Source organism: Devosia lucknowensis (genome assembly GCF_900177655.1).
GTDB classification, from domain to species: domain Bacteria; phylum Pseudomonadota; class Alphaproteobacteria; order Rhizobiales; family Devosiaceae; genus Devosia; species Devosia lucknowensis.
In genome coordinates, this window is the sequence record NZ_FXWK01000002.1 from 441,104 (window position 1) to 460,450 (window position 19,347).

Sequence of the window (19,347 nt, forward strand, 5' to 3'; positions counted from 1 at the left end):
CGGCAAAGAATTGCTAGCCCACCAGCACCGCACGATCGCAGCGCACGCCATAGACCCGCACATCCGCTTCGCCAACACCGAGCCCCAGCGCCGCCAGGGCACCGCTGATGGTGAGATCGAGCGTCGGAGCCATGGGCGCCAGAAGGTTGCGCAGGGCCTGGGCAAAGGTCGCGGGCGGCGAGAGCCCGATACCGAGGACGCTCACGGTGAGGTCGAGCGTGCCCAGGAGCGACCCGGCAAGCGAGGCCACGGGGGTGGTGGTGCGCGCCGTCTTGACCGTACCGGCGGCAATCTCGGCGGAGGAGAAATCGAGCTGGATTGGCGCGGTCTGCGCCACATTCACCTGGGCCGATGCGCTGATCCTGAGCACCAGGGCATTGATCAACACTGTCGCGCCGTGTGGCACCGGGGCTGCGAAGTCGTTCAGTGCCGCATCGCTGAGGGTTCCAAGTCCAAGGCGGGCCGCGCCCGGCAGCACGGCAAGGCGGGCGCTACCCCGCGGCGCCGCGACGGAGGGACAGGATGCGGAAACGACCTGTGCCTCGGACTGGGCGAGATCGAGCCAGAGCGGCAAAGACACGCCGGCGCCGAGCAGGGCGGAGCCGCCGAGCATGTCCGCCTTGATGCGCATGCGCACTTGCGCCGTCCGCACCATCGTGCCCGGCGGCCCTGCCGCGAACCAGGCCGCGCCCTGCGGCCTTTCGCCGATGGCCAGATCGAGCTTGAGCGAAACGAGGCCCGGGACCGATGCCGCGAGGTTGACCGAAGCCTGTCGATCGCCATCGGCGACGGATGCGGTGGCGACCAGTGTTTCCAGAGCCGAGAGCGCAAAACCCGATGAACTGCCGCTGCCCACCTGCAGCCCTCCCAGTTGGCCAAGCCGGGCGAGCTTGGACAGCGGCACTGCATGACCGGCGCCGCCACCGGCAATGGCGTTGAGCGCGGTGCGGGCGGCGCCCGTGGTAAGGCTGGCGAGCGCCGCAGCGACCGTACCGCTACGCGCATCCATCGCGAGAAGATGGTCGTAGGTGCCAGCCGTGACGCCGATGCGCTGGCCAACAGCGTCGAGGAGCAGCAGCGTATCGATACGCGCGGCCGCAAGCGCCGTGTAGTCGGCTATCGACAGGGACACGGTGGTGCCCAGCAACCTTGAGAGCACTTCGTTGGCAAGGCCTCCATTGAGACTGGCGAGGCGCGATCCAAGCGAAAACGACACTTCGGGCGTCACCGAGGCGATGCCTGCGGCGTGAAGGCGCGGGGTTTCGATCAATCCGCCGGCGAAATAGAGGGTTCCGGGCCGCTCCAGGGTGACCGATACGGCATTGGCGGGTAGACCGCCGGGCGTGAAACGATCGGCGATGAGCGCTGGCGCCGGGTCATACCGGCCGGTTACCACGGTCAGTCCATCCATGCTGGCCGGGGCAAGGAGCCGCGCCCCGACCAACACGGTTTGGACGATCTCGACGGCGCGGGAGGGTTCGGCCGCCGCCGCTATCGCCGCCAGGTCTACCCCGGCCTGCAACAGCCTGCGCTCCTGATAAAGCGAGGCTGCATCAACCGCCACTGCCGACACCAGGGCGGAAATCGTAAAGCCGAAGGCAAACAGGATCGACATATTGGCGCGCTCATCGCGGCGAAATTCAGACCCCATGCCGATCATATTCCGCCCCGGCGGATGGTGGCGCCATAACTGATCGTGGTGTCCGGGAGCGGCAGCGGCGGATAGAGGTTCCAGATAGGCAGGCGCGTGGCGTCGTAGCTGAGATGGACTTCGTACTGGTTCGGATCGGTGAGGCTGTCGCCGACACGATGCCGGAGCAGGGTGGGATCGATCAGCATGTAGGCCGAGGCATTGCGCGCCAGAAAGTCGGTGACCAGCCGGTTGCGCTCGGCGGTGTCTCGGCCGGCAATGGCCGTGCGCGCGGCATCAGCCGCCAGCTGCTGCAAGGCATGGGCCGCGCTGAAGTAGATGCCATAGGCGAGCATGCCGGCCAGCATCAGCAGGTAGACCGGCGTGAGAATGGCGAATTCCACTGCAGCCGCCGCCGACGTGTCGCTTCGCCCCTCTCCCAGGCGCCGCCGCATCCGTGCCTCCATCCAGTACGTTCCCGGCGCGACAGTGGGGCGACGAGGGCAAGCGGCTGGTTAAGGTACGGCTCGGTGGTTTCGCCGTCAGGACATACCCGCAGGCCAAATATGACTTTATTTATCCGGTTGCACTGGGTAGGAGTGAACGACCCGCAAGAGGCCAGCCGTGACCGCCCGAAACTATCTCTTCGCCCCCACTGCCGACGATGCCGCGTTGACGCGCTTCATCGCGCTCGGGGCATCGGCGACGGGCTTTCTCAAGGGCGCGCCCGGCGGGCACCTGCCGGGGTGGCACACGCCGGGCCAGGACAATACCGAGTTCCTGACCACGCTCTATCAGCGACTGGAGGCGAGCTATCCCCATGCCGGGCAGCCCTTCTATGCGGTGCGGCTCTGGACCAACCTCATGTGGCAGCCGGCCTACCTCGCGGTGATCGCGGTGCATCTGTTCGGGGCGCTGCCCGACGTGACGACGCTGTCACAGGCGCGGCAGAACATCGACATCAACGGCTATCGACTGCGGCCCGGCCCGATGGTGGAGGGCGACCTCGAAGTGCTGATCGCGCGCGCCGGGCAGGACTTGCGCCGTATGGGCGATGCCGTGCTGGCCGAGATCAACGGGGTGACCAAGCTCAAGCGCGTTCCGGCGCTGCGGCTTTTGACCGACCGCATGCTGGGGCTGATGGTGCGGCTCAATCACTACCGTCCCGGCATGGGCGTGGACGAGCAGAAGCGCCTTTGCGGCCTGTGGCTCAAGGCCATGGGGCTCACCGGCCAGGGCGATCTCGAGATCCTCACCCTCCACGACGGGAAGCAGGTGGCGATCACGGCGCGCAAGGGCTGTTGCCTCGACTATCTGGCGTTTCCGGGCACCTATTGCGCCTCATGCCCCAAGCAGGACGACGCCTTGCGGCTCGCGCGACAGACGGCCGATGCGGTGGCGGAACTGGCCGCGGCAAGCTGAGCGCTCAGTCGAATTCCTCGGTAGGGTAGACGCCCCAGAGCTCGGACTGCGAGACCCAGCCCGAATAGGAGGTGTGCGTGCCCGGCTGGGTGGCCGAGACATTGCACCAGTTGCCGTCGCATTCGCTGATGGAGACGCGAAATCCGGCGGACAGGCGGGCCCGCACTGAGGCGTCCGCCGACTTGCCCGAATGAATGGCGACCTCGCCATTGGCCATCAGCGGCTCGGCGAAGCCGGCACGATTGCCCGAGAGCAGGCTCTGGTGCACCCAGCCCTCGTCGCCGTCGATATCGCGGATTTTGCGCCAGGTATCGAATTCCTGGATGATCTCGACGGGGACGCCCGACACCTTGTAATTCCAGGCGATTTCGTAGCGCGTGCCGGGCCCGACACGGACGTTGATCGGGTTGGAACGGGTGGTGACGAAACGCGGCAGAGGCAGGCCGCTGGGATTGTCCTGGGCGGCGGCGGGAATGGCATAAAGACCGGTCAGACCGGCTAAAAGACACAGAAAAAAAGCGCGAACGCGGCCCGTGAAGGCTGGCAAGAACAACATCACTTTGCAGACGGGTTGGATTTGCCCTATCACTAGCCCATGATCCTTAATGGTCGCTGAAGGCGACGCTGGCGCAGGGTTTTTCCGGCCTGGTTTTCGGTACGCATGACATTACACAAGCCCAAGATCCTGGTGACGAGGCGCTTGCCCGCGAGCATTGAAGCGCGCATGGCCACCCTGTTCGAAACCGACGTCAACGAGGGCGACGTGGCGTTGACCAGCGAGGATATCCTCGCGGGCCTTGCGGGCAAGGACGTGCTGGTTTCCACCATTACCGACCGCATCGATGCCGACCTGATCAGGCGGCTGCCCCCAAGCGTGCGGCTGATCGCGCAGTTCGGCAATGGCGTGGACAATATCGATCTCGAGGCGGCCTGGGCGGCGGGGCTGACCGTGACCAACACCCCCTCTGTGCTGACCGAGGATACGGCCGACATGGCGACGGCCCTGATGCTGTCCCTGCCCCGGCGGCTGGTGGAAGGCACGCAGATGCTGCTGCGCGACCGGCAGTGGGCGGGCTGGTCGCCGACCTCGATGCTGGGGCACCGCCTGCGCGGCAAGGCCCTGGGCATCGTCGGCATGGGGCGGATCGGCACGGCCGTGGCGCAGCGCGCCCGCGCCTTCGGCCTCAACATCCACTATTTCTCGCGCCAGCAGCGGCCGCTGGCGGTCGAAACCCCGCTCGGCGCCACCTATTGGGACGATCTCGATGCCATGCTGGGCGAGGTCGACATCGTGTCGCTGCACACGCCGCTGACGAGGGATACTCACCATATTCTTTCGGCGGAGCGGCTCGACCGCATGAAGCCGGGATCCTACGTGGTCAATGTCAGCCGCCCGGAACTGCTCGACGAGACCGCGCTGATCGAGCGGCTGGAAAGCGGGCGACTTGCCGGTGCGGCGCTCGACGTGTTCGAGAACCGTCCGGACATCAATCCCCGGCTGCTGGCGCTGGCGGAAGCCAATCGCGTGGTGCTGACCGCGCATATGGCGTCGGCGACGCTCGAGGCGCGCGTCGAGATGGGCGAGGCGGTCATCGTCAATATCCGCGCTTTCATGGATGGCCACCAGCCGCCGCACCGGCTGTTGCCAGACCGGCCGCTGCCGCGCACCGCCCGGGCCTGACCGGAGCGGGCAGTGTTGCACCAATTCCGCAACGGCCCTGTGTTTTGAAAGCATAACCGCCCCCCGCTCTTGCACCCTTGGGACATGCCGCCTAATCGTCAGCCTGTCGGCGCGGCTGGGGGCCTCGCGCCACGGGACTGATGTGTTTGATGCCGGGTGTCAGGAGAACCCCGTGACCATGACCAAATTCGTGCCGGCCGTGGCGGCCGCCCTGGCGATCGCGACGCTCCCCGGATTTGCCCAGGAGGCCGGCGCCCTGCCGTTCACCCAGGTAGACGGGCAACTCGAGCTCGAAACCATGGGCCAGAAGCTGACGCTGCCGCCGCCGGACTGGGCTGCCCGGGCCACCACCCCGGCCGAACTCTCCGAACAGGTCTCGACGCGTTTTCTCGAGGAAAGCGGTCAGGCGCATCTCGAAATCTACAAGCGCGGCGAAGGCGAGGCGTTCTGGACCACGCTCTATGGCGCCCGCGTTTCCAACCAGACCAACCTGTCGCTGGCCGATTTTCGCTCGGTGGTGATCAATGTCTATGCCCAGTCCTGCGACCCGGCGACGGTGGCGCTGTTCCAGCTCGAGCCCGACCAGGACGACATGCTGCCGCCGGTGGGCTATGTCTGCGGCGCCTATCTCGACGGCTTCACGGCCTTTGCCGGCCAGGGCGAGGTGATGGTGATGGGCTTCTACAAGTCCGATGCCGGCATCGGCATGGTCTACCAGGAATGGCGCGGCGACGCGTTCGATGCGGCCGATCCCGCGAGCTGGCCGGTGGCATCGAGCGAGGTCGAAGCCTATATGGCGCGGCTCAAGAGCGACGTCACCCTGACCGCTGCGGATTGACGCCGGACCCGAGAGGGCCTAATCCGCATGCCCATGAAAAAAGACCACAAGCCCGCTGGCCCAAGCCAGCGCATGCTGCGCGTCGGGGAACTGGTGCGCCATGCCCTGGCGGCGCTGTTTGCCCGGGGTGACATCGAGGATGAAGCCCTGAGCGGCGCGGTGCTGACCGTGCCGGAAGTGCGCATGACGCCCGATCTCAAGATCGCCAATGCCTATGTGATGCCGCTGGGCGGCGCCCATGCCGAGGAAATCGTCGAGGCGCTCAACCGCAATCGCAAGTTCATCCGCGGTCGCGTCGCGCCGCTGATTGACCTGAAATATGCGCCCGAAATCCGCTTCTTCGTCGACGATACGTTCGAGGAGGCCGGTCGCATCGATGCGCTGCTGCGCTCGGACCGGGTGAAGCGCGACCTCGACGACGATACCGACGACAGCAGCGAAGACTGACGCTTGAGCCAGCAGAAATCGAAAAAGCGCGCCATCTCCGGATGGGTCGTGCTCAACAAGCCCTATGACTTCACCTCGACGCAGGCCGTGGGCAAGGTGCGCTGGCTGCTTTCGGCGGCAAAGGCCGGCCATGCGGGCACGCTCGATCCGCTCGCCACCGGCATCCTGCCCATCGCCTTGGGCGAAGCCACCAAGGCCGTGCCGCAGGTTCAGGACGGCACCAAGATCTACCGCTTCGCCATTGGCTGGGGCCGGGCGACGACCACCGACGACACCGAAGGCGAGGTGATCGCGACATCCGACGTCCGTCCCGAAGGTTCGGCGCTCGAAGCCGTGCTGCCGCGGTTCACCGGCACGATCATGCAGCGGCCGCCCGCTTTTTCGGCGATCAAGGTGGATGGCGAACGCGCCTATGACCTGGCGCGCGCCGGGGAAACGGTGGAACTCGCCGCGCGCCCGATCGAGATCGACGGCATCTCGCTGGTTTCCCACGGCCCGGACGAGAGCGTGCTCGAGGTCACCTGCGGCAAGGGCACTTATGTGCGGTCGCTGGCGCGCGACATTGCCGAGGCGCTGGGGACAGTGGGACATGTCACCAGGCTGCACCGCGCCGCGGTCGGCCCATTCACCGATGCCGACGCGGTGACGCTCGAGATGCTGGAGGCGGCGGAGGCGGGGGACGCGCGCGATGCGCTGCTCCGGCCCGTTGCCGCAGGGCTGACCGACCTGCACGAAATCCGGCTCGACGCCGGGCAGGCCACTGCCGTCAGTCACGGCAATCCGGTGCTGCTCACCGGAGCGGGCGCCCCGGTGGCGCTGGACGAATGCTGGGTCAGCTTCAAGGGCAAGGTGCTGGCCACCGGCCATGTCGAATTCGGCCAGTTCAAGCCGGGCCGCGTTTTCAATCTCTAGCCCGGCGGCTGCTGGGTAGGGCGCAATCGCCCGGCCATGACGAAGGTCAGCACCAGGAGCGGAATGAGCATGGCAAAGGCCATGCGCACGCCCAGGCCCTGTGCCACGACCCCGATCAGCGCTGGCGCGCCCAGATTGACCAGCTGGAACACCATGGTCACCGCCGCGACATTCTGCGATGCCGGACGATCGCCCAACCGCGCCGCCGCGGACAGCATCAGCGGATAGAGCACGCAGATACCCACGCCGATCATCACGAAGGCGAAAAGCCCGAGCCCGGCATTGGGCGCGACGACCACGAGCGCGAGCCCAGCTATGGCAATGGCGGCGAGGACGCGGGCGGTGGGCACCGGCCCGAAGCGGTCGAGAACCCGGTCGGCGCCCAGCCGGCACACCGCCATGGCCGCAACCAGTGCGGGCAGCGCCAGCGACTGTATCCAGGCCGGGACACTGAAACTGTCGCGCAGATAGATGATGGCCCAGGCGCGTGACGCGCCTTCGGTGAGGCCCGCGCCCAGCCCGAAGGCCACGAGTGCCAGGGTCGCCAGCGTCGGCAGGGCCAGCCGGCGCACCGGTCCGCCCGCATGGGGACGCGCCGTGCTGGTCGGCATGGGCAAGGCAATCAGCAGCAGTGCCGCTATGAGGAGCGGCGCGAGGAGCCCCAGATGCAGGGCCGGACTGATGCCGGCTCCGCGCATGGCCACCCCGAGGAGGGCTGTGGCCAGGAATCCCATGCTCCAGATGCCGTGGCAGGTATTCATGATGCGATCGCCCGATGTGGCCTCGACCCGGTCGGCCTCGACATTGATGGCGATATTGGTGAGCGAGAAGCCGACGCCGTTGAGTGCGAGCAGCGCGAAGAGTGCGACGGGATGGAGAAGGATGCCGGCCAGGGCCGACGTGACGACCACCACCGGCAGGAACCAGAGGATGACCCGGCGCGGTCCGAAGCGCTCGATGATGGCGCTGGAAACGAGAAACATGGGCAGGCCACCCAGGGGCTGGCCCATGAGCACAAGGCCGAGTTGGGCTTCCGAGAGCCCATTGAGCAACTGGAGGTCGGGGATGCGGGTCTGCACCGCGCCGACGGAGAGCGCGTGGATGAAAAACAGCGCGGCGATGCGCCAGTGGGTCAAGGGCATGGCGATCCAGGAGGCAGGCGCGCGGCCTGCGGTCAGAGGCGGGGGCCGGGATCCATCAGCACGTGGATACGATCGGCACCCATGCGGGCGAGCTTGAGCATCAGCGCCTTGCGGCGGGCCGGTGCGAGAGGCGTGTCGGGACTATCGCGCAGAATGGCGCCATCATGACCATCGGCGACGATCAGGCCTTCGCTCTTGGGAAAGATTTCGCCATCGAGTTCGGGTGGCTTGGCAAAAAAGAACCTGTCGGAAAATTCGCGGTATTCTGGCCATTTGCGATCGACCTGGAAGTCTATGAGGCTCGACTTGATCTCAATGATCCAGATCTCCCCCTTGGGGCCCACAGCCAGCACGTCGGCACGCCGCCCGTTGCTGAGCGGGACTTCGGCATAACAGGCCATGTCGTGCCGTTCGCGCAGCATCCGCATGACCCCGCGCTGGACGCGCAGGGCCGTGGCCGACTGGCGAAGGTCGACGATGGGCGGCAGATCCTCAGCCATTGGGTCCGAGTGGCTCGGGCGGCAGGTGGAGCGGCGTTTCGACCTTGCGGGTCCCCAGGGCAAAGCTCGATGCCCAGAGACCGGCCAGGAGCAATGGCAGGCAGATAAGGTAGGAGGCGCGGATATCGATCAGTTCGGCCACGAAGCCGAGCAGCGGCGGCGCCAGGAAGAAGACGACGAAACTGACCTGTCCGAGGGCCGCCACGTTGACGGCTGCCGGCCGGTCGGTGCGCTGCGCGGCAGCGGACACCGCAAGCGGATAGACCGCCGAGCAGCCTGCGCCCATGAGGGCGAAGCCCAACAAAGCCACTTCCGGCATGGGAGCGATGCCGACGAGCAGCGCGCCGACGCTGGCGAGGCCCAGCATGCCCATGGCCACGGTGCGGGGACCGTAGCGCGACACGATGGGATCGGCCGTGAGGCGCATCACGGCCATGAAGAAGGCAAAGAGCGTCAGGCCCATGCCGCCGACAAAGGGCTCCACCGAGAACACCTCGCCCATATAGATTGCCGACCAGTCGATGCCCGCACCCTCGACGAGGAAGGCGGCAAAACCGATCAGGCAGAGCGGCAACAGACCGAGATTGGGGAAGGCGATGCGATGCTCATCGGCGCCGGGCGCGGCAGCGGGCCGGGGTGCCGAGGTCGCGCCATAGATCAGATAACCCCCGATCAGCACCACGACCAGCGCGACGACGCCCATATGGACCGCAGCGGTGATGCCGGACTGACGGATCATGGCGCCGAACAGCGCCGTGAAGAAGAAGCCGACGCTCCAGAAGCCGTGGGCGCGGTTCATGAAGCGCTTGCCGGTGTGGGTTTCGAGACGATCGATCTCGACATTGAGATTGATCTCGAGCGCCCCGGCCAGCAGGCCAACGACGAACAGCAGCGCGAACATGGCCGGGGCCGACGGCAGCCAGGGAATGGCGGCGAACAGCAGCGCCGGGCCGAGCGTGGTAAAGAAGGCGGTGGTGCGGAAGCCCAGGCGCTCGATGATCGGCGCGCCGAAGGTCAGCGAGATCAGCGAGCCGATCGACATGCCGATCATGGTGAGGCCGAGCTGGCCCTTGCTGACATCGAGATGGGCCTGGATATCGGGCAGGCGCGCCATCAGCGCACCCGTGGTGACCGCAAAGAAGAAGAAACAGGCGTAGATGCGGTGCTGTGCGGCGATCATGGCGTGACCTCACGCATCTGCGGCCTGGGCGCCAGCACATGGGCGGTCGCGAGACCGAGCAGCACCAGCGGGAAGCCGACGCCGAACACCCACTGGATGCCGAAATGTTCGCCGATATAGCCCAGCAGTGGCGGCCCCAGCAGGAAGGCGGTGAACGAGAACTGCGCCAGCGCCGCGACGTTTATGGCAGCCGGACGGTCGGTCTGCTGCGCGGCTGCGGACATGGCCAGCGGGAAGAGCGCCGACGAACCGGCGCCGATCAGCGCAAAGCCGAGATAGGCCACCCAGGCATAGGGCGCAAAAAACGCGAGCAGCACGCCCGCGCCCAGCACGGTGAGCAGCACGCGGGCCACCATGACCGGGCTGTAGCGCTCGACGAACCCGTCGGCAAAAAAGCGCGCCACGCCCTGCGATCCGGCGACGGTGGCCACGGCCAGGCCCGCCCAGAAGGGTTCGGCGCCGAAGATGTTGCGCATGTAGATGGCCGACCAGTCGAGCCCCGCGCCTTCCATCAGCATGGCAGAGAGACACACGGCCACCAGCGCCATGATGGTCAGCGTGGGGCGGGCAAAGCGCGGCGGCTCGTCGGTGCTGGTTCCGGCGCGATGGGCCGCGGGCTGGAACTGGCCGAGCACCAGGAGCGTGGCGAGGATGACGACGGGGATCATCAGCATCAGGTGGACATGCACTTCGAGCCCGGTCTGGGCGATGAAGGAGCCGACCATGCCGGCGGCGAAGAAACCCAGGCTCCAGAAGGCATGGGCGCGGCTCATGATGCGCCGGCCGATGGCATGCTCGACGCGATCGGCCTCGACATTGATGATGATCTCGATGCAGCCGATGGTGAGGCCAACCGGCACGAGCAGCAGGAAGAATGCGAGCGGCGTGCTGGCCCAGCTGGCGAGGGCGTACAATGCCGACAAGAGCGGAATGGCCACCAGCAGCACGCGGCGATAGCCGATGGCTTCCACGAAATGGCCGGCAAATGTCAGCGAGATCAGCGTGCCCAGGGCAGAGCCGATCAGCGCCAGTCCCAACGCGCCTTCACCCACATTCATGGCATCCTGAATGTCGGGGAGGCGCGGGAAAATCGATCCCATGCAGAAGGAATAAACGAAGAATGCCCCGAAGACCTTGATGTGGGGCGGCAGGGAAAGGCCGAATCGCATTTCTGGAAGTGCTCAAAAGATCAGTCGGCCGCGACGCTAGGCTATTTCCGCCGGGCTGAGAATGGGGTGCGGCCGGATTGTTGCAACGATTGCAATGCGGTCACACGGTCTTTGCCGAGGGCATGCCCTCGCCCCGGAACAGCGGCGCATGGGCCTGCATCAAATCGCCGATGCGGTCGGCCACGGTGCGCACCGCCGGCGTGTGGCGCTCCTCGTGGTGGCTGACCAGCCATTGATCGGTCTCGAGTTCGGCAATGGGCCCGGCCATGCGCGCGACGCGCGGATCGCTGTCGCCGACGAAACACGGGAAAACCGAGATGCCGGCGCCCGCGGCGACCAATTCGAGAACGCTCATGGCATCGTTGCCGCGCGTGGCGATGCGGTCGGCATGGCGGGCATGGAGCCAGCGGGCCGAATGGGTCTGGTTCCCTTCGCCCGCCACGCCCACGAAATAGCCGGCGGCGACGCCGCTCACCAGTTCGGGACGGGCATAGAGCGCATAGGCGACCTTGCCGGCGAGACGCCCCGCCAGCCACTGCTCGGTCGGACGCTGGTTGCGGATGCCGATATCGGCGTGACGACGGCCGATATCGACCTTGTTATTGGCGGTGACGAGTTCGAGCGCGAAGCGATCGGCCGCAGTCCAGATCGCGGCGATGTTGCGGGCGAGAAAGGCCGAGGTCCAGGGACCGGCGGAGACGCGCACCACGCGTTCGCCGATGGCGCCGTCCTTCCAGCGCTTGAGCGAAAGCATGGCCGCCTCGACTTCCTCGGCCCGCACCAACAGCTCCTCGCCCGATGGGGTCAGGCGATAGCCGGTCTGGCTGCGCACGAAAAGCCGCTCGCCGACCTGCTGCTCGAGCGCGGTAACGCGGCGGCCCAGCGTGGCCGCCGAAAGCCCGGTGGTCTGGGTTGCGGCACTGAGCCCGCCCAGCCGCGCCACGTCCAGAAAGAGCCTCAGGTCGTCCCAGGAGAATTCCATTTTTCATTTCTGAAATGATTGTTGCGTTCACCAGTGTAGCGCAGGACGCTGCAAACAGGCAATTATCTCCTTGTGAAGCGGGACCAAGCCGCTCCATCCAGCAACCAGTCGATCAAAAATGCAACGCGGGGCACGACAGCTTCTGCGCGCGTGGTCGGCTGGCCCGTTCTCAAGGAGATGCACCATGTACAAGCACCTGACCCGCCGCCTGCACGACTGGCACATGCGCAATGTCACGCGCCGCAAGCTGTCGATGCTGGACAGCCGCATCCTGGCCGATATGGGGATCGAGCGCGATCAGATCGGCGACTTTGTCGCGCGTCTGAGCCCACCGCATGCCAAGGGGTGAGCCGGGCGCAAACAAAAGGCCGCCCGATGCACATCGAGCGGCCTTTTGTCGTTCCGGGAGGAAACGCTTATTTCTGTGCGATGCACACCGAGGTCACGCCCCGGTTCTGAAAGCCCAGGGCCGCCGCGGCGCCCTTGGACAGATCGATGATGCGCTTGCCATGGAAGGGGCCACGATCGTTTATGGTGACCTCGACAGACTTGCCGGTGCGCTGGTCGGTGACTTCGACCTTGGTTCCGAAGGGAAGGGTCCGGTGCGCCGCGGTCATGGCGTTCTGGTTGAACACTTCACCGGAGGCGGCAACTTTGCCGTTAAATCCAGGTCCGTACCAGGAAGCGCCACCACACTGGGCATAGGCTGCAGAGGAGAGGGAAAGGAGAGCTGCAACGGATGCGGCGGCGATAACGGCTTTCTTAAACAATGGTCCAGGGGCTCACTGATGTTTTCGATGGAGCCTTCAATAAGGGCAAGGACGGCCTGAATCTGGGCCGCCCCGTTCACAATCGCCGCCTCGCGCGGCTGTGATGCAACCAAAACACAGGTTTCCGGGCTGTCTGCGCGATCGTCAGGCGGTGAGATTCGGTAAACCCTAGAACGAGAATCCATTTGGCAATGGATTCCGGCGCGTCGTGCACGGCTATTTCGCCGGAACGGGATTCGATTTGCGCGGTGTGTCGGATGGGCAACTGTTCCGCCAAAGCGACCTCAAACCCACCAGATTGGGTGGGGACAGTGGGGAAAACGTCGCCGAAATCGCCCTGCGCCGTCGCAATCGGGCGCAAATGTGGCGGATTTCCTGGGCTTTGTGGCAAAGAAAAAGGGCGACGGCCGCAACCATCGCCCAGTTCGTCAGGGAGAAAACGGGGTCCGCGCGGGATCAGCCACGCGGTTGAGGAACAATGCGCAGATAGGGCTTCAGTTCCTTCCAACCTTCGGGATACTTCGCCTTGGCCGCTTCATTGGTGACGGCGGGAACGATGATTACGTCCTCGCCCTGCTTCCAGTTGACGGGTGTCGCCACCTGATGCTTGGCGGTCAGCTGCAGGCTGTCGATGACGCGGATGATCTCGTCGAAGTTGCGGCCGGTTGAGGCCGGATATTCGATCTTGAGCTTCACCTTCTTGTCCGGTCCGATGACGAACAGCGACCGCACGGTCAGCGTGTTGTCGGCATTGGGATGGATCATGTCGTATTTGCGCGCCACTTCGCCCTGGGTATCGGCGAGCAGCGGGAAGTTGAGGGCCGAGCCCTGGGTTTCCTCGATATCGCGGGCCCAGCCGGCGTGATCCTCGAGCTTGTCGACCGACAGGCCCAGGACTTTGACGCCACGCTTGGCGAATTCGTCCTTGAGCTTGGCGGTATAGCCGAGCTCGGTGGTGCAGACCGGGGTGAAATTCTTGGGGTGGCTGAACAGCACGGCCCAGGATCCATCGATATAGTCGTGGAAGTGGATGGTGCCCTCGGTGGATTCGAGGGTGAAGTCCGGGGCGGTGTCGCCGATCAGGATGGCCATTGTCGTCTTCCTTTCCCCGCGCAAATGCGGGTCCGCATTCGTATTGCTCTTGAGAATATCGTGCTGCAGCCCCCTGCTTGAAGCGGCAGGAGGCGAAATGGTTTTGCCTTGTTGGGGCCGAGCTCGGCAAGCCGTTTCTCCGCCATGGGGAAAGCGGCAAAGCCGGGTTTCAGCGCAGCATGGCCATCAGGCGCGGCGGCAGCATCGGATTGAGCAGAAATGCGATGGCCACCATGGGAATGGCGGCGATGACCAGAGCCGCCATGGGCCCGGCCTTGAGGATCCGGGCGATCAGGTAGACGATGAGGAAAAAGGCCAGATTGATCAGAAGATCAGCCGCATTGGCGGACAGATAGGCAAGCAAACCCCGCATCGACACCCCCCGATGGCATGGCCGATAGGGGGAGGATGCGCGCGGGCTGTTGCCTATTCCTTCCGGGATTGAAGCAAATTTTCCGACAATGCGGTGGTTCTACTGCACCATCACCGAGCCCTGCATGGGCTGCGCCGTCGGCGCTCCATTGTCCCAGGTCACGTCGGCCCCATTGAGCGGCACGACCGACAGGCTCATCTTGCCCGACCCCTGCTGCACCTGCCGGGCGTGGGCCAGATAGATCAGCGAATTGTTGGCGGCGTCGTAGATGCGGGTGACGCGCAGCGACTTCCAGATCAGCGAGCGGCCCTGCTGGAAGATTTCCTCGCCGCCGGCACGGGTCGCTATATCGCCCACCGTCACGGGCCCGACGATCGAGCAGTCCAGCGCCGAATAGGAGGGATCCTCGAACCAGTTGCCCTGGCTGACGCGATCGATGAAGGAGCGGTTGAAGAAAGCGAGGTGACACACGACGCCGTCCACGTCGGGATCCGCCACCGCCTCGATGGAAATGTCGTTGCCGGTCCAGTCCACCCCGACGCTGCCCACTTCGTTGCGATTGCCGCAGGCGGCCAGCGAAACGGCCGCGATGGCGACGACGGCGAGGCGGGCGAATGCGTGCATGGGGTTCCTCCGGGGTGACGTGACCAAAATGGTCATCTCGAGGGCGCGATGCAAGATCGACCACCGGACGAGGGCGGAACAGTATTAGATGCGATCGGTGGTGCCTACCGTCCCACACGCCGGTCCATCACCCTTTCCAGCCAGCGCAGCAGCAGCGAGAGCGAGATGGTCATGGTGAGATAAAGGAAGGCCACGACATTGTAGGTTTCGAAGAACAGGAAACTCGACGAGGCCGAGAGCTTGCCGAGCTGGGTGATGTCCTGCACGCCCAGCGCCGAAACCAGGGCACTATCCTTGACCATGGACACGAAGTCGTTGCCCAGCGGCGGCAGGATGGTGCGCAGGGCCTGGGGAAAGACGATGTGGCGAAAGCAATGCCAGCGCGACAGCCCGAGCGAGCGGGCCGCCTCGACCTGGCCGCGCCCCACCGCCTCGATGCCGGCGCGGAAGATTTCGGCAATGAAGGCCGAATAGCACACGGTCAGCGCGAAAATGGCGCGCCACACGAAATCGAAGCCGCGCACCGTCGCCGGGGCGATCCAGCCCACCTCGATAAGCGGCGCCATCACCCAGTTGAAGCCGGCCACCATGGCAGGAGCCGCCACGAAGGCGATGTAAAAGAGAAAGACGAGGATGGGGATGCCGCGCAGGATTTCGACGTAGAAAGTGGCGATTTCGCGCAGCACCCGCACCTGCGAGGTGCGCGCCAGCGCCACCAGCAGTCCGAGCACGGTGGCGGCAACGAAGGCGAGTATGGTGACCCAGAGCGTGGTGATGACGCCACCCGAAAGCGTCTGGAAGATCGACGCGTAAGTCTGGTTGCTGGTGATGGCCCAGAGCCCGAGCACGAACAGCAGGAAAATGGCCAGCAACCAGTAGGGCAGCCGGGCGAACAGCGAGGGCGGACGGGGGCGATAGGTCATGAAAGCGAGCCGTTCTTCGGCTTGAACGCCAAAGCCATTTCAGTCGTCACCACCGGACTTGTCCCGGTGGTCCATCCGATGCCTAGAGAAGATGGATTGCCGGGACAAGCCCGGCAATGACGATGGCTTGGTTCAGTCAGCGCCTCACTCGGCTGCGTACTGGAAGAACCAGTAGTTGATGCGCTCGTCGAGCCAGCCTTCCGCGCGCAGCTGGTCGATGGCGGCGTTGAAGGGCTCGACCAGATCGGAGCCCGGGGTGAGGATGAAGCCGAAGGGGTCGGACTTGATGGCGTCGCCGGCCTGCTTGAAGGCGCCGGGATCGGCACCGATATAGCCCGCCGAGGCCGCCTGGTCGGCGATCACGGCATCGACGTCTCCGGCCTTGAGGGCCTGCACGGCAGCGCCGAAGCTGTCGAAGGTCTTGATGCGCGGATTGGCTTCGTCGCCATCCAGCACGTCATAGACGGCGGTGAAGAACGATGAGGTTCCGGCTTGGGCGCCGAACAGGAGATCGGTGTTCTCGGCAAAGCTTGCGGGACCGGTGATGCGCTCTTCATCGGCGCGCACCAGGAAATACTGCTCGACAGTGATGAAGGGCTCGGTGAAATCGATCTGCTCTTCGCGCTCGGCGGTGATGGTGATGCCGTCGGCGCCCACGTCGAACTGCCCGGTGCGCACGCTTTCGATCATCACGTCCCAGGCCGTCAGGTCCCATTCGACGGTGGCGTTGAGACGCTTGGCGATCTCGTTGATCACGTCATATTCGAGACCGATGCCCTGCCCGTCCGGACCAGCGAAATTGAGCGGATAATAGGCATTCTCGGTGACCGCGTGGATGACGCGTCCTTCGAGATTGGGCAGGTCCTGCGCGGCAGCCGGCAGGATCGCCACAAGCAGCGCGGCGCCAGCAAGCAGGGCGGATTTCATGATCATGATGTTGACGTCTCCCGGAAATTGTCGCGGCGAGACTAGACCAATCCGATCGGCTTTGGGAATGGGGCAGACGTGTCAGGCTCCGCGGTCAAGTGCGTGTCACATCTGAGCCAGCACAACGCCCGGCGTCACTCCGGCGAAGGACGGAGTCCATTTTTGGGCTTACGCGCGGATTCCGGCCTGCTCCGGAACGACTCCGTGGAGATGACGGCAACGCGCGCCCGGTCGCTCCGCCAATCTTGAAAACGCGCCCTACTGTTCCAGGTTCACCCGGTCGACATGCCCGAGATCGCGATCGGGATCGATGTGGTCGCGCACCATCTGCTTGAGCACGCGGATATCGGGGAAGCCGCCATCGCGCTTGCGCTCCCAGATCAACACATCGTCGAGATGGATTGCGAAAATGCCGCCGGTGCCCGGAATGAGCGTTACCTGCCCGAGGTCGGTGGAAAAGGTGGACAGCAGTTCCTGCGCCATCCAGCCGGCGCGCAGCATCCAGTTGCATTGCGTGCAGTAGGCGATGCTGATGCGCGGCCGCTCGGTCATTTACGCTTCTTCTGCGTGTCGGCGGGATCGACGAGGCTGGCGAGGATCTGGTCGACGAGATCAAGGTCTTGGCGCTTGCCGGCCGCCTGCTGTTGCAAGTCCACGAGATAGGAGGTCGTGTAGTAGAGCCGGCGCGCGAGCATGGTGGCGATGTGAAGGCTCATCTCCGGATGGGCTTCGAGGAAGGTCAGCGCATCGGGAATTTCATAGGCCCGAACCTCGGAGAGCGCCTTGACCGTCGCCGAATGCGGCATGTCGAGCAACACGGCCATTTCCCCGAAAATCGAGCCGGGCTCGTCGACATGGGTCACCTGGGTGCGCTCGCGGATGACCTCGACCTGGCCTTCGATCAGCACCAGGAGTTTGCCCAGCCGCTCGCCCTCGGGCAGCATCACCTGGCCGGATTTGAACCGGACTTCGCCCAGGTCCGCACAGTAATCGAGAATGTCCGACATCGCCCGCCCTCCACGCGCCGACCGTGCCCCTCGCCCGGCCGCCAACTGCGCCGAAATCTAGTGCATCGCCCGGACAAAGCAAAGCCGCCCGGAAACGGTGTTTCCGAGCGGCTTGGGTCACGGCGTCGGGGTGTGGGGTTACTGAACCCAGACCACGGTGCGCGTGCTGTTTTCGACAAGAGCCGGACGGCCGTCGATATAGACATAGCCATAGTACGGATCTTCGGGGACCGGGGTAACGGTCGTGCCATCGGGCAGAACGTAGCCGACGACCACGTCGCCCTGGGCATTGATCGGGTCGATGGGGTTGGCGACGGCAAAGTCTGCAGCCGACTGGCTCACGACATAGCCCGGCGAATAGACGAGCGTATTGCTGGCCAGATCGACGATCCAGACACGGCCGTTGGCATAGAGATAGCCATAGGCCGGATCACCTTCCACCGGATAGACGGTGACGCCAGCGGGCACGACAGTGCCGGCGTTGACGTTGCCCTGGATGACCACCGGATCGACCGGATGCGCACCGGCATATTCCACCGTCGAGGTGGCGATACCGGCTTCCGCACCGATCACCGCGCCGGCAAAGCCTCCGATGATGGCGCCGATCGGGCCGCCAGCGAGAAAGCCGATGGTCGCGCCGCCGGCAGCACCGCCGGTGAGGCCGATGGCGGCGCCGGCGTCAGGGTTCACGACGCCTGCATCCTGGGCCATTGCCGGCACGCCGAGGGTAAGCGAAATCATGGCCACGGAGGCCAGAAGGGTCTTCTTCATTGTTTCAATCCTTCACTTGACGGCTTGGACGCCGCCAGTCTCACGGAAAGCTGGCCGGGACCGGCCGGCTTGTTCCGCCCCTTGCCCAACGAACGGGATTTGAGGCGAAGCGTTCCGCAGCGGAAGGAATATGATTGTGGGCTGTGGCCCGGCTGCTACAGCAGCTTTTCGATGTCGGGCGCTATGTCGGCAGGCTCGGTGGTGGGCGCGTAGCGCTCGACCACGCGACCGTCGCGACCGAGCAGGAACTTGGTGAAGTTCCACTTGATGGCCTCGCTACCGAGAATGCCGGGCGCCGACTCCTTGAGCCAGACGAACAGCGGATGGGCGTCGTCCCCATTGACGTCGATGCGCTCGAACAGCGGAAAGCTGACGCCGTAGTTCAGCGAGCAGAATTCGGCGATTTCGTTGCTGGTGCCCGGCTCCTGGCCGGCGAACTGATTGCACGGAAAACCCAGGATAACGAGGCCACGCTCGCCATACTGCCGGTGCAGCGTCTCGAGCCCTTCATATTGCGGTGTGAGCCCGCACTGGCTGGCGACATTGACCACCAGCACGACCTGCCCGGCATAGTCGGAAAGGCGCTGGGGCTTGCCGTCGAGGCGGTTGGCAGTGAAGTCGGCAAGGGTGGTCATGATCGCGCTCCGGGATGCATCGGAGGAGAGCTAGCACAGATCGCTCCGGCTGAAACGCGGCAGAACGGCGCGATCGCCCGGCATGTGTCTGTCGCTCCCTTCCCCGGTTCCCCCCACCGTTCCGTCCTCGGACTAGACCCGAGGACCATTTCCCGCATCATGCTGCCAAGGGCAGCGATTCATCCGGGTGGTGGCGATGGACTGGTGGAACGCGATCTCCCACAACCGTCATTGCCCCGCTTGACCGGGCAATCCATTCCTCCCCCAGCCCCCAGAGGTGGCCCGAGGCCGTCCCCCCCTCACCGTTCCGTCCTCGGGCTCG

Annotated in this window: 24 protein-coding genes; 6 read left to right on the forward strand and 18 right to left on the reverse strand. The window is 65.1% G+C overall.

What is annotated here, in order from left to right; genetic code table 11:
• Positions 1-13: 13 nt before the first annotated feature.
• Positions 14-1,651 (reverse strand): TadG family pilus assembly protein, encoded by a 1,638-nt coding sequence (locus tag CCK88_RS14465; RefSeq protein WP_170926504.1) that lies wholly within the window; start codon positions 1,649-1,651, stop codon positions 14-16.
• A gap of 5 nt (positions 1,652-1,656) precedes the next feature.
• Complete coding sequence (locus CCK88_RS14470; RefSeq protein WP_244557551.1) at positions 1,657-2,085, reverse strand: TadE family protein; 429 nt, start codon at positions 2,083-2,085, stop codon at positions 1,657-1,659.
• A gap of 169 nt (positions 2,086-2,254) precedes the next feature.
• On the opposite strand from CCK88_RS14470, the gene CCK88_RS14475 reads away from it, so the two are divergent.
• A complete protein-coding gene (locus CCK88_RS14475) occupies positions 2,255-3,052 on the forward strand; it encodes a siderophore ferric iron reductase (RefSeq protein ID WP_086471292.1) in 798 nt (265 codons plus the stop codon).
• Between the two features lie 4 nt (positions 3,053-3,056).
• Here CCK88_RS14475 and CCK88_RS14480 read toward each other — a convergent pair whose 3' ends face one another.
• A complete protein-coding gene (locus tag CCK88_RS14480; protein ID WP_244557552.1) occupies positions 3,057-3,599 on the reverse strand; it encodes an SH3 domain-containing protein in 543 nt (180 codons plus the stop codon).
• Between the two features lie 114 nt (positions 3,600-3,713).
• On the opposite strand from CCK88_RS14480, the gene CCK88_RS14485 reads away from it, so the two are divergent.
• The 4 genes from CCK88_RS14485 (at position 3,714) to truB (ending at position 6,930) form a co-directional block, all read left to right on the forward strand.
• Positions 3,714-4,733, forward strand: coding sequence for a 2-hydroxyacid dehydrogenase (locus CCK88_RS14485; RefSeq protein WP_086471294.1), 1,020 nt, complete (start codon positions 3,714-3,716; stop codon positions 4,731-4,733).
• Positions 4,734-4,905: 172 nt separating this feature from the next.
• Entirely contained in the window at positions 4,906-5,571 is a 666-nt protein-coding gene (locus CCK88_RS14490) for a hypothetical protein (RefSeq protein WP_140049006.1), read from the forward strand.
• Between the two features lie 33 nt (positions 5,572-5,604).
• A complete protein-coding gene (gene rbfA / locus CCK88_RS14495; RefSeq protein ID WP_086471296.1) occupies positions 5,605-6,018 on the forward strand; it encodes a 30S ribosome-binding factor RbfA in 414 nt (137 codons plus the stop codon).
• 3 nt (positions 6,019-6,021) lie between these two features.
• Positions 6,022-6,930, forward strand: a complete 909-nt coding sequence (truB, locus tag CCK88_RS14500) for a tRNA pseudouridine(55) synthase TruB (RefSeq protein WP_086471297.1) — start codon at positions 6,022-6,024, stop codon at positions 6,928-6,930.
• Here truB and CCK88_RS14505 read toward each other — a convergent pair.
• The 5 genes from CCK88_RS14505 to CCK88_RS14525 all read right to left on the reverse strand — a co-directional run bounded on the left by CCK88_RS14505 (position 6,927) and on the right by CCK88_RS14525 (position 11,903).
• Positions 6,927-8,072, reverse strand: coding sequence for an MFS transporter (locus tag CCK88_RS14505; RefSeq protein WP_086471298.1), 1,146 nt, complete (start codon positions 8,070-8,072; stop codon positions 6,927-6,929). The two genes, truB and CCK88_RS14505, sit on opposite strands and share 4 nt — an antisense overlap.
• A gap of 32 nt (positions 8,073-8,104) precedes the next feature.
• Positions 8,105-8,572: an MmcB family DNA repair protein gene (locus tag CCK88_RS14510; RefSeq protein WP_086471299.1), complete on the reverse strand. Its 468-nt coding sequence runs from the start codon at positions 8,570-8,572 to the stop codon at positions 8,105-8,107.
• Positions 8,565-9,752: an MFS transporter gene (locus tag CCK88_RS14515; RefSeq protein WP_086471300.1), complete on the reverse strand. Its 1,188-nt coding sequence runs from the start codon at positions 9,750-9,752 to the stop codon at positions 8,565-8,567. Before CCK88_RS14515 ends, CCK88_RS14510 begins: the two co-directional genes overlap by 8 nt.
• Complete coding sequence (locus tag CCK88_RS14520) at positions 9,749-10,921, reverse strand: MFS transporter (RefSeq protein ID WP_086471301.1); 1,173 nt, start codon at positions 10,919-10,921, stop codon at positions 9,749-9,751. The genes CCK88_RS14515 and CCK88_RS14520 overlap by 4 nt, the downstream gene beginning before the upstream one ends.
• 100 nt (positions 10,922-11,021) lie before the next feature.
• Positions 11,022-11,903, reverse strand: coding sequence for a LysR family transcriptional regulator (locus CCK88_RS14525; RefSeq protein WP_086471302.1), 882 nt, complete (start codon positions 11,901-11,903; stop codon positions 11,022-11,024).
• Between the two features lie 184 nt (positions 11,904-12,087).
• Here CCK88_RS14525 and CCK88_RS14530 point away from each other — a divergent pair, with 184 nt between their 5' ends.
• Positions 12,088-12,252, forward strand: a complete 165-nt coding sequence (locus CCK88_RS14530) for a YjiS-like domain-containing protein (RefSeq protein ID WP_170926505.1) — start codon at positions 12,088-12,090, stop codon at positions 12,250-12,252.
• Positions 12,253-12,319: 67 nt separating this feature from the next.
• Here CCK88_RS14530 and CCK88_RS14535 read toward each other — a convergent pair whose 3' ends face one another.
• From CCK88_RS14535 to CCK88_RS14580, 10 genes are all read right to left on the reverse strand, one after another.
• Positions 12,320-12,673 carry a septal ring lytic transglycosylase RlpA family protein gene (locus tag CCK88_RS14535; RefSeq protein WP_086471304.1) on the reverse strand — a complete coding sequence of 118 codons (354 nt, stop codon included), beginning with the start codon at positions 12,671-12,673 and terminating at the stop codon, positions 12,320-12,322.
• A 456-nt stretch (positions 12,674-13,129) separates the two neighbouring features.
• A complete protein-coding gene (locus tag CCK88_RS14540; RefSeq protein WP_086471305.1) occupies positions 13,130-13,765 on the reverse strand; it encodes a peroxiredoxin in 636 nt (211 codons plus the stop codon).
• A 169-nt stretch (positions 13,766-13,934) separates the two neighbouring features.
• Positions 13,935-14,138, reverse strand: coding sequence for a hypothetical protein (locus CCK88_RS14545; RefSeq protein WP_086471306.1), 204 nt, complete (start codon positions 14,136-14,138; stop codon positions 13,935-13,937).
• Positions 14,139-14,237: 99 nt separating this feature from the next.
• A complete protein-coding gene (locus CCK88_RS14550; protein WP_086471307.1) occupies positions 14,238-14,762 on the reverse strand; it encodes a CreA family protein in 525 nt (174 codons plus the stop codon).
• Between the two features lie 104 nt (positions 14,763-14,866).
• Positions 14,867-15,685 carry an amino acid ABC transporter permease gene (locus CCK88_RS14555; protein WP_086471308.1) on the reverse strand — a complete coding sequence of 273 codons (819 nt, stop codon included), beginning with the start codon at positions 15,683-15,685 and terminating at the stop codon, positions 14,867-14,869.
• 144 nt (positions 15,686-15,829) lie between these two features.
• A complete protein-coding gene (locus CCK88_RS14560) occupies positions 15,830-16,618 on the reverse strand; it encodes a substrate-binding periplasmic protein (protein WP_210189953.1) in 789 nt (262 codons plus the stop codon).
• Positions 16,619-16,870: 252 nt separating this feature from the next.
• Positions 16,871-17,164, reverse strand: a complete 294-nt coding sequence (locus tag CCK88_RS14565; RefSeq protein ID WP_086471310.1) for an Rdx family protein — start codon at positions 17,162-17,164, stop codon at positions 16,871-16,873.
• Positions 17,161-17,619 carry a Crp/Fnr family transcriptional regulator gene (locus CCK88_RS14570; RefSeq protein WP_086471311.1) on the reverse strand — a complete coding sequence of 153 codons (459 nt, stop codon included), beginning with the start codon at positions 17,617-17,619 and terminating at the stop codon, positions 17,161-17,163. The genes CCK88_RS14565 and CCK88_RS14570 overlap by 4 nt, the downstream gene beginning before the upstream one ends.
• 138 nt (positions 17,620-17,757) lie before the next feature.
• A complete protein-coding gene (locus CCK88_RS14575; RefSeq protein WP_086471312.1) occupies positions 17,758-18,390 on the reverse strand; it encodes a DUF1236 domain-containing protein in 633 nt (210 codons plus the stop codon).
• Between the two features lie 155 nt (positions 18,391-18,545).
• Positions 18,546-19,025 (reverse strand): glutathione peroxidase, encoded by a 480-nt coding sequence (locus CCK88_RS14580; protein WP_086471313.1) that lies wholly within the window; start codon positions 19,023-19,025, stop codon positions 18,546-18,548.
• Positions 19,026-19,347: the final 322 nt, after the last annotated feature.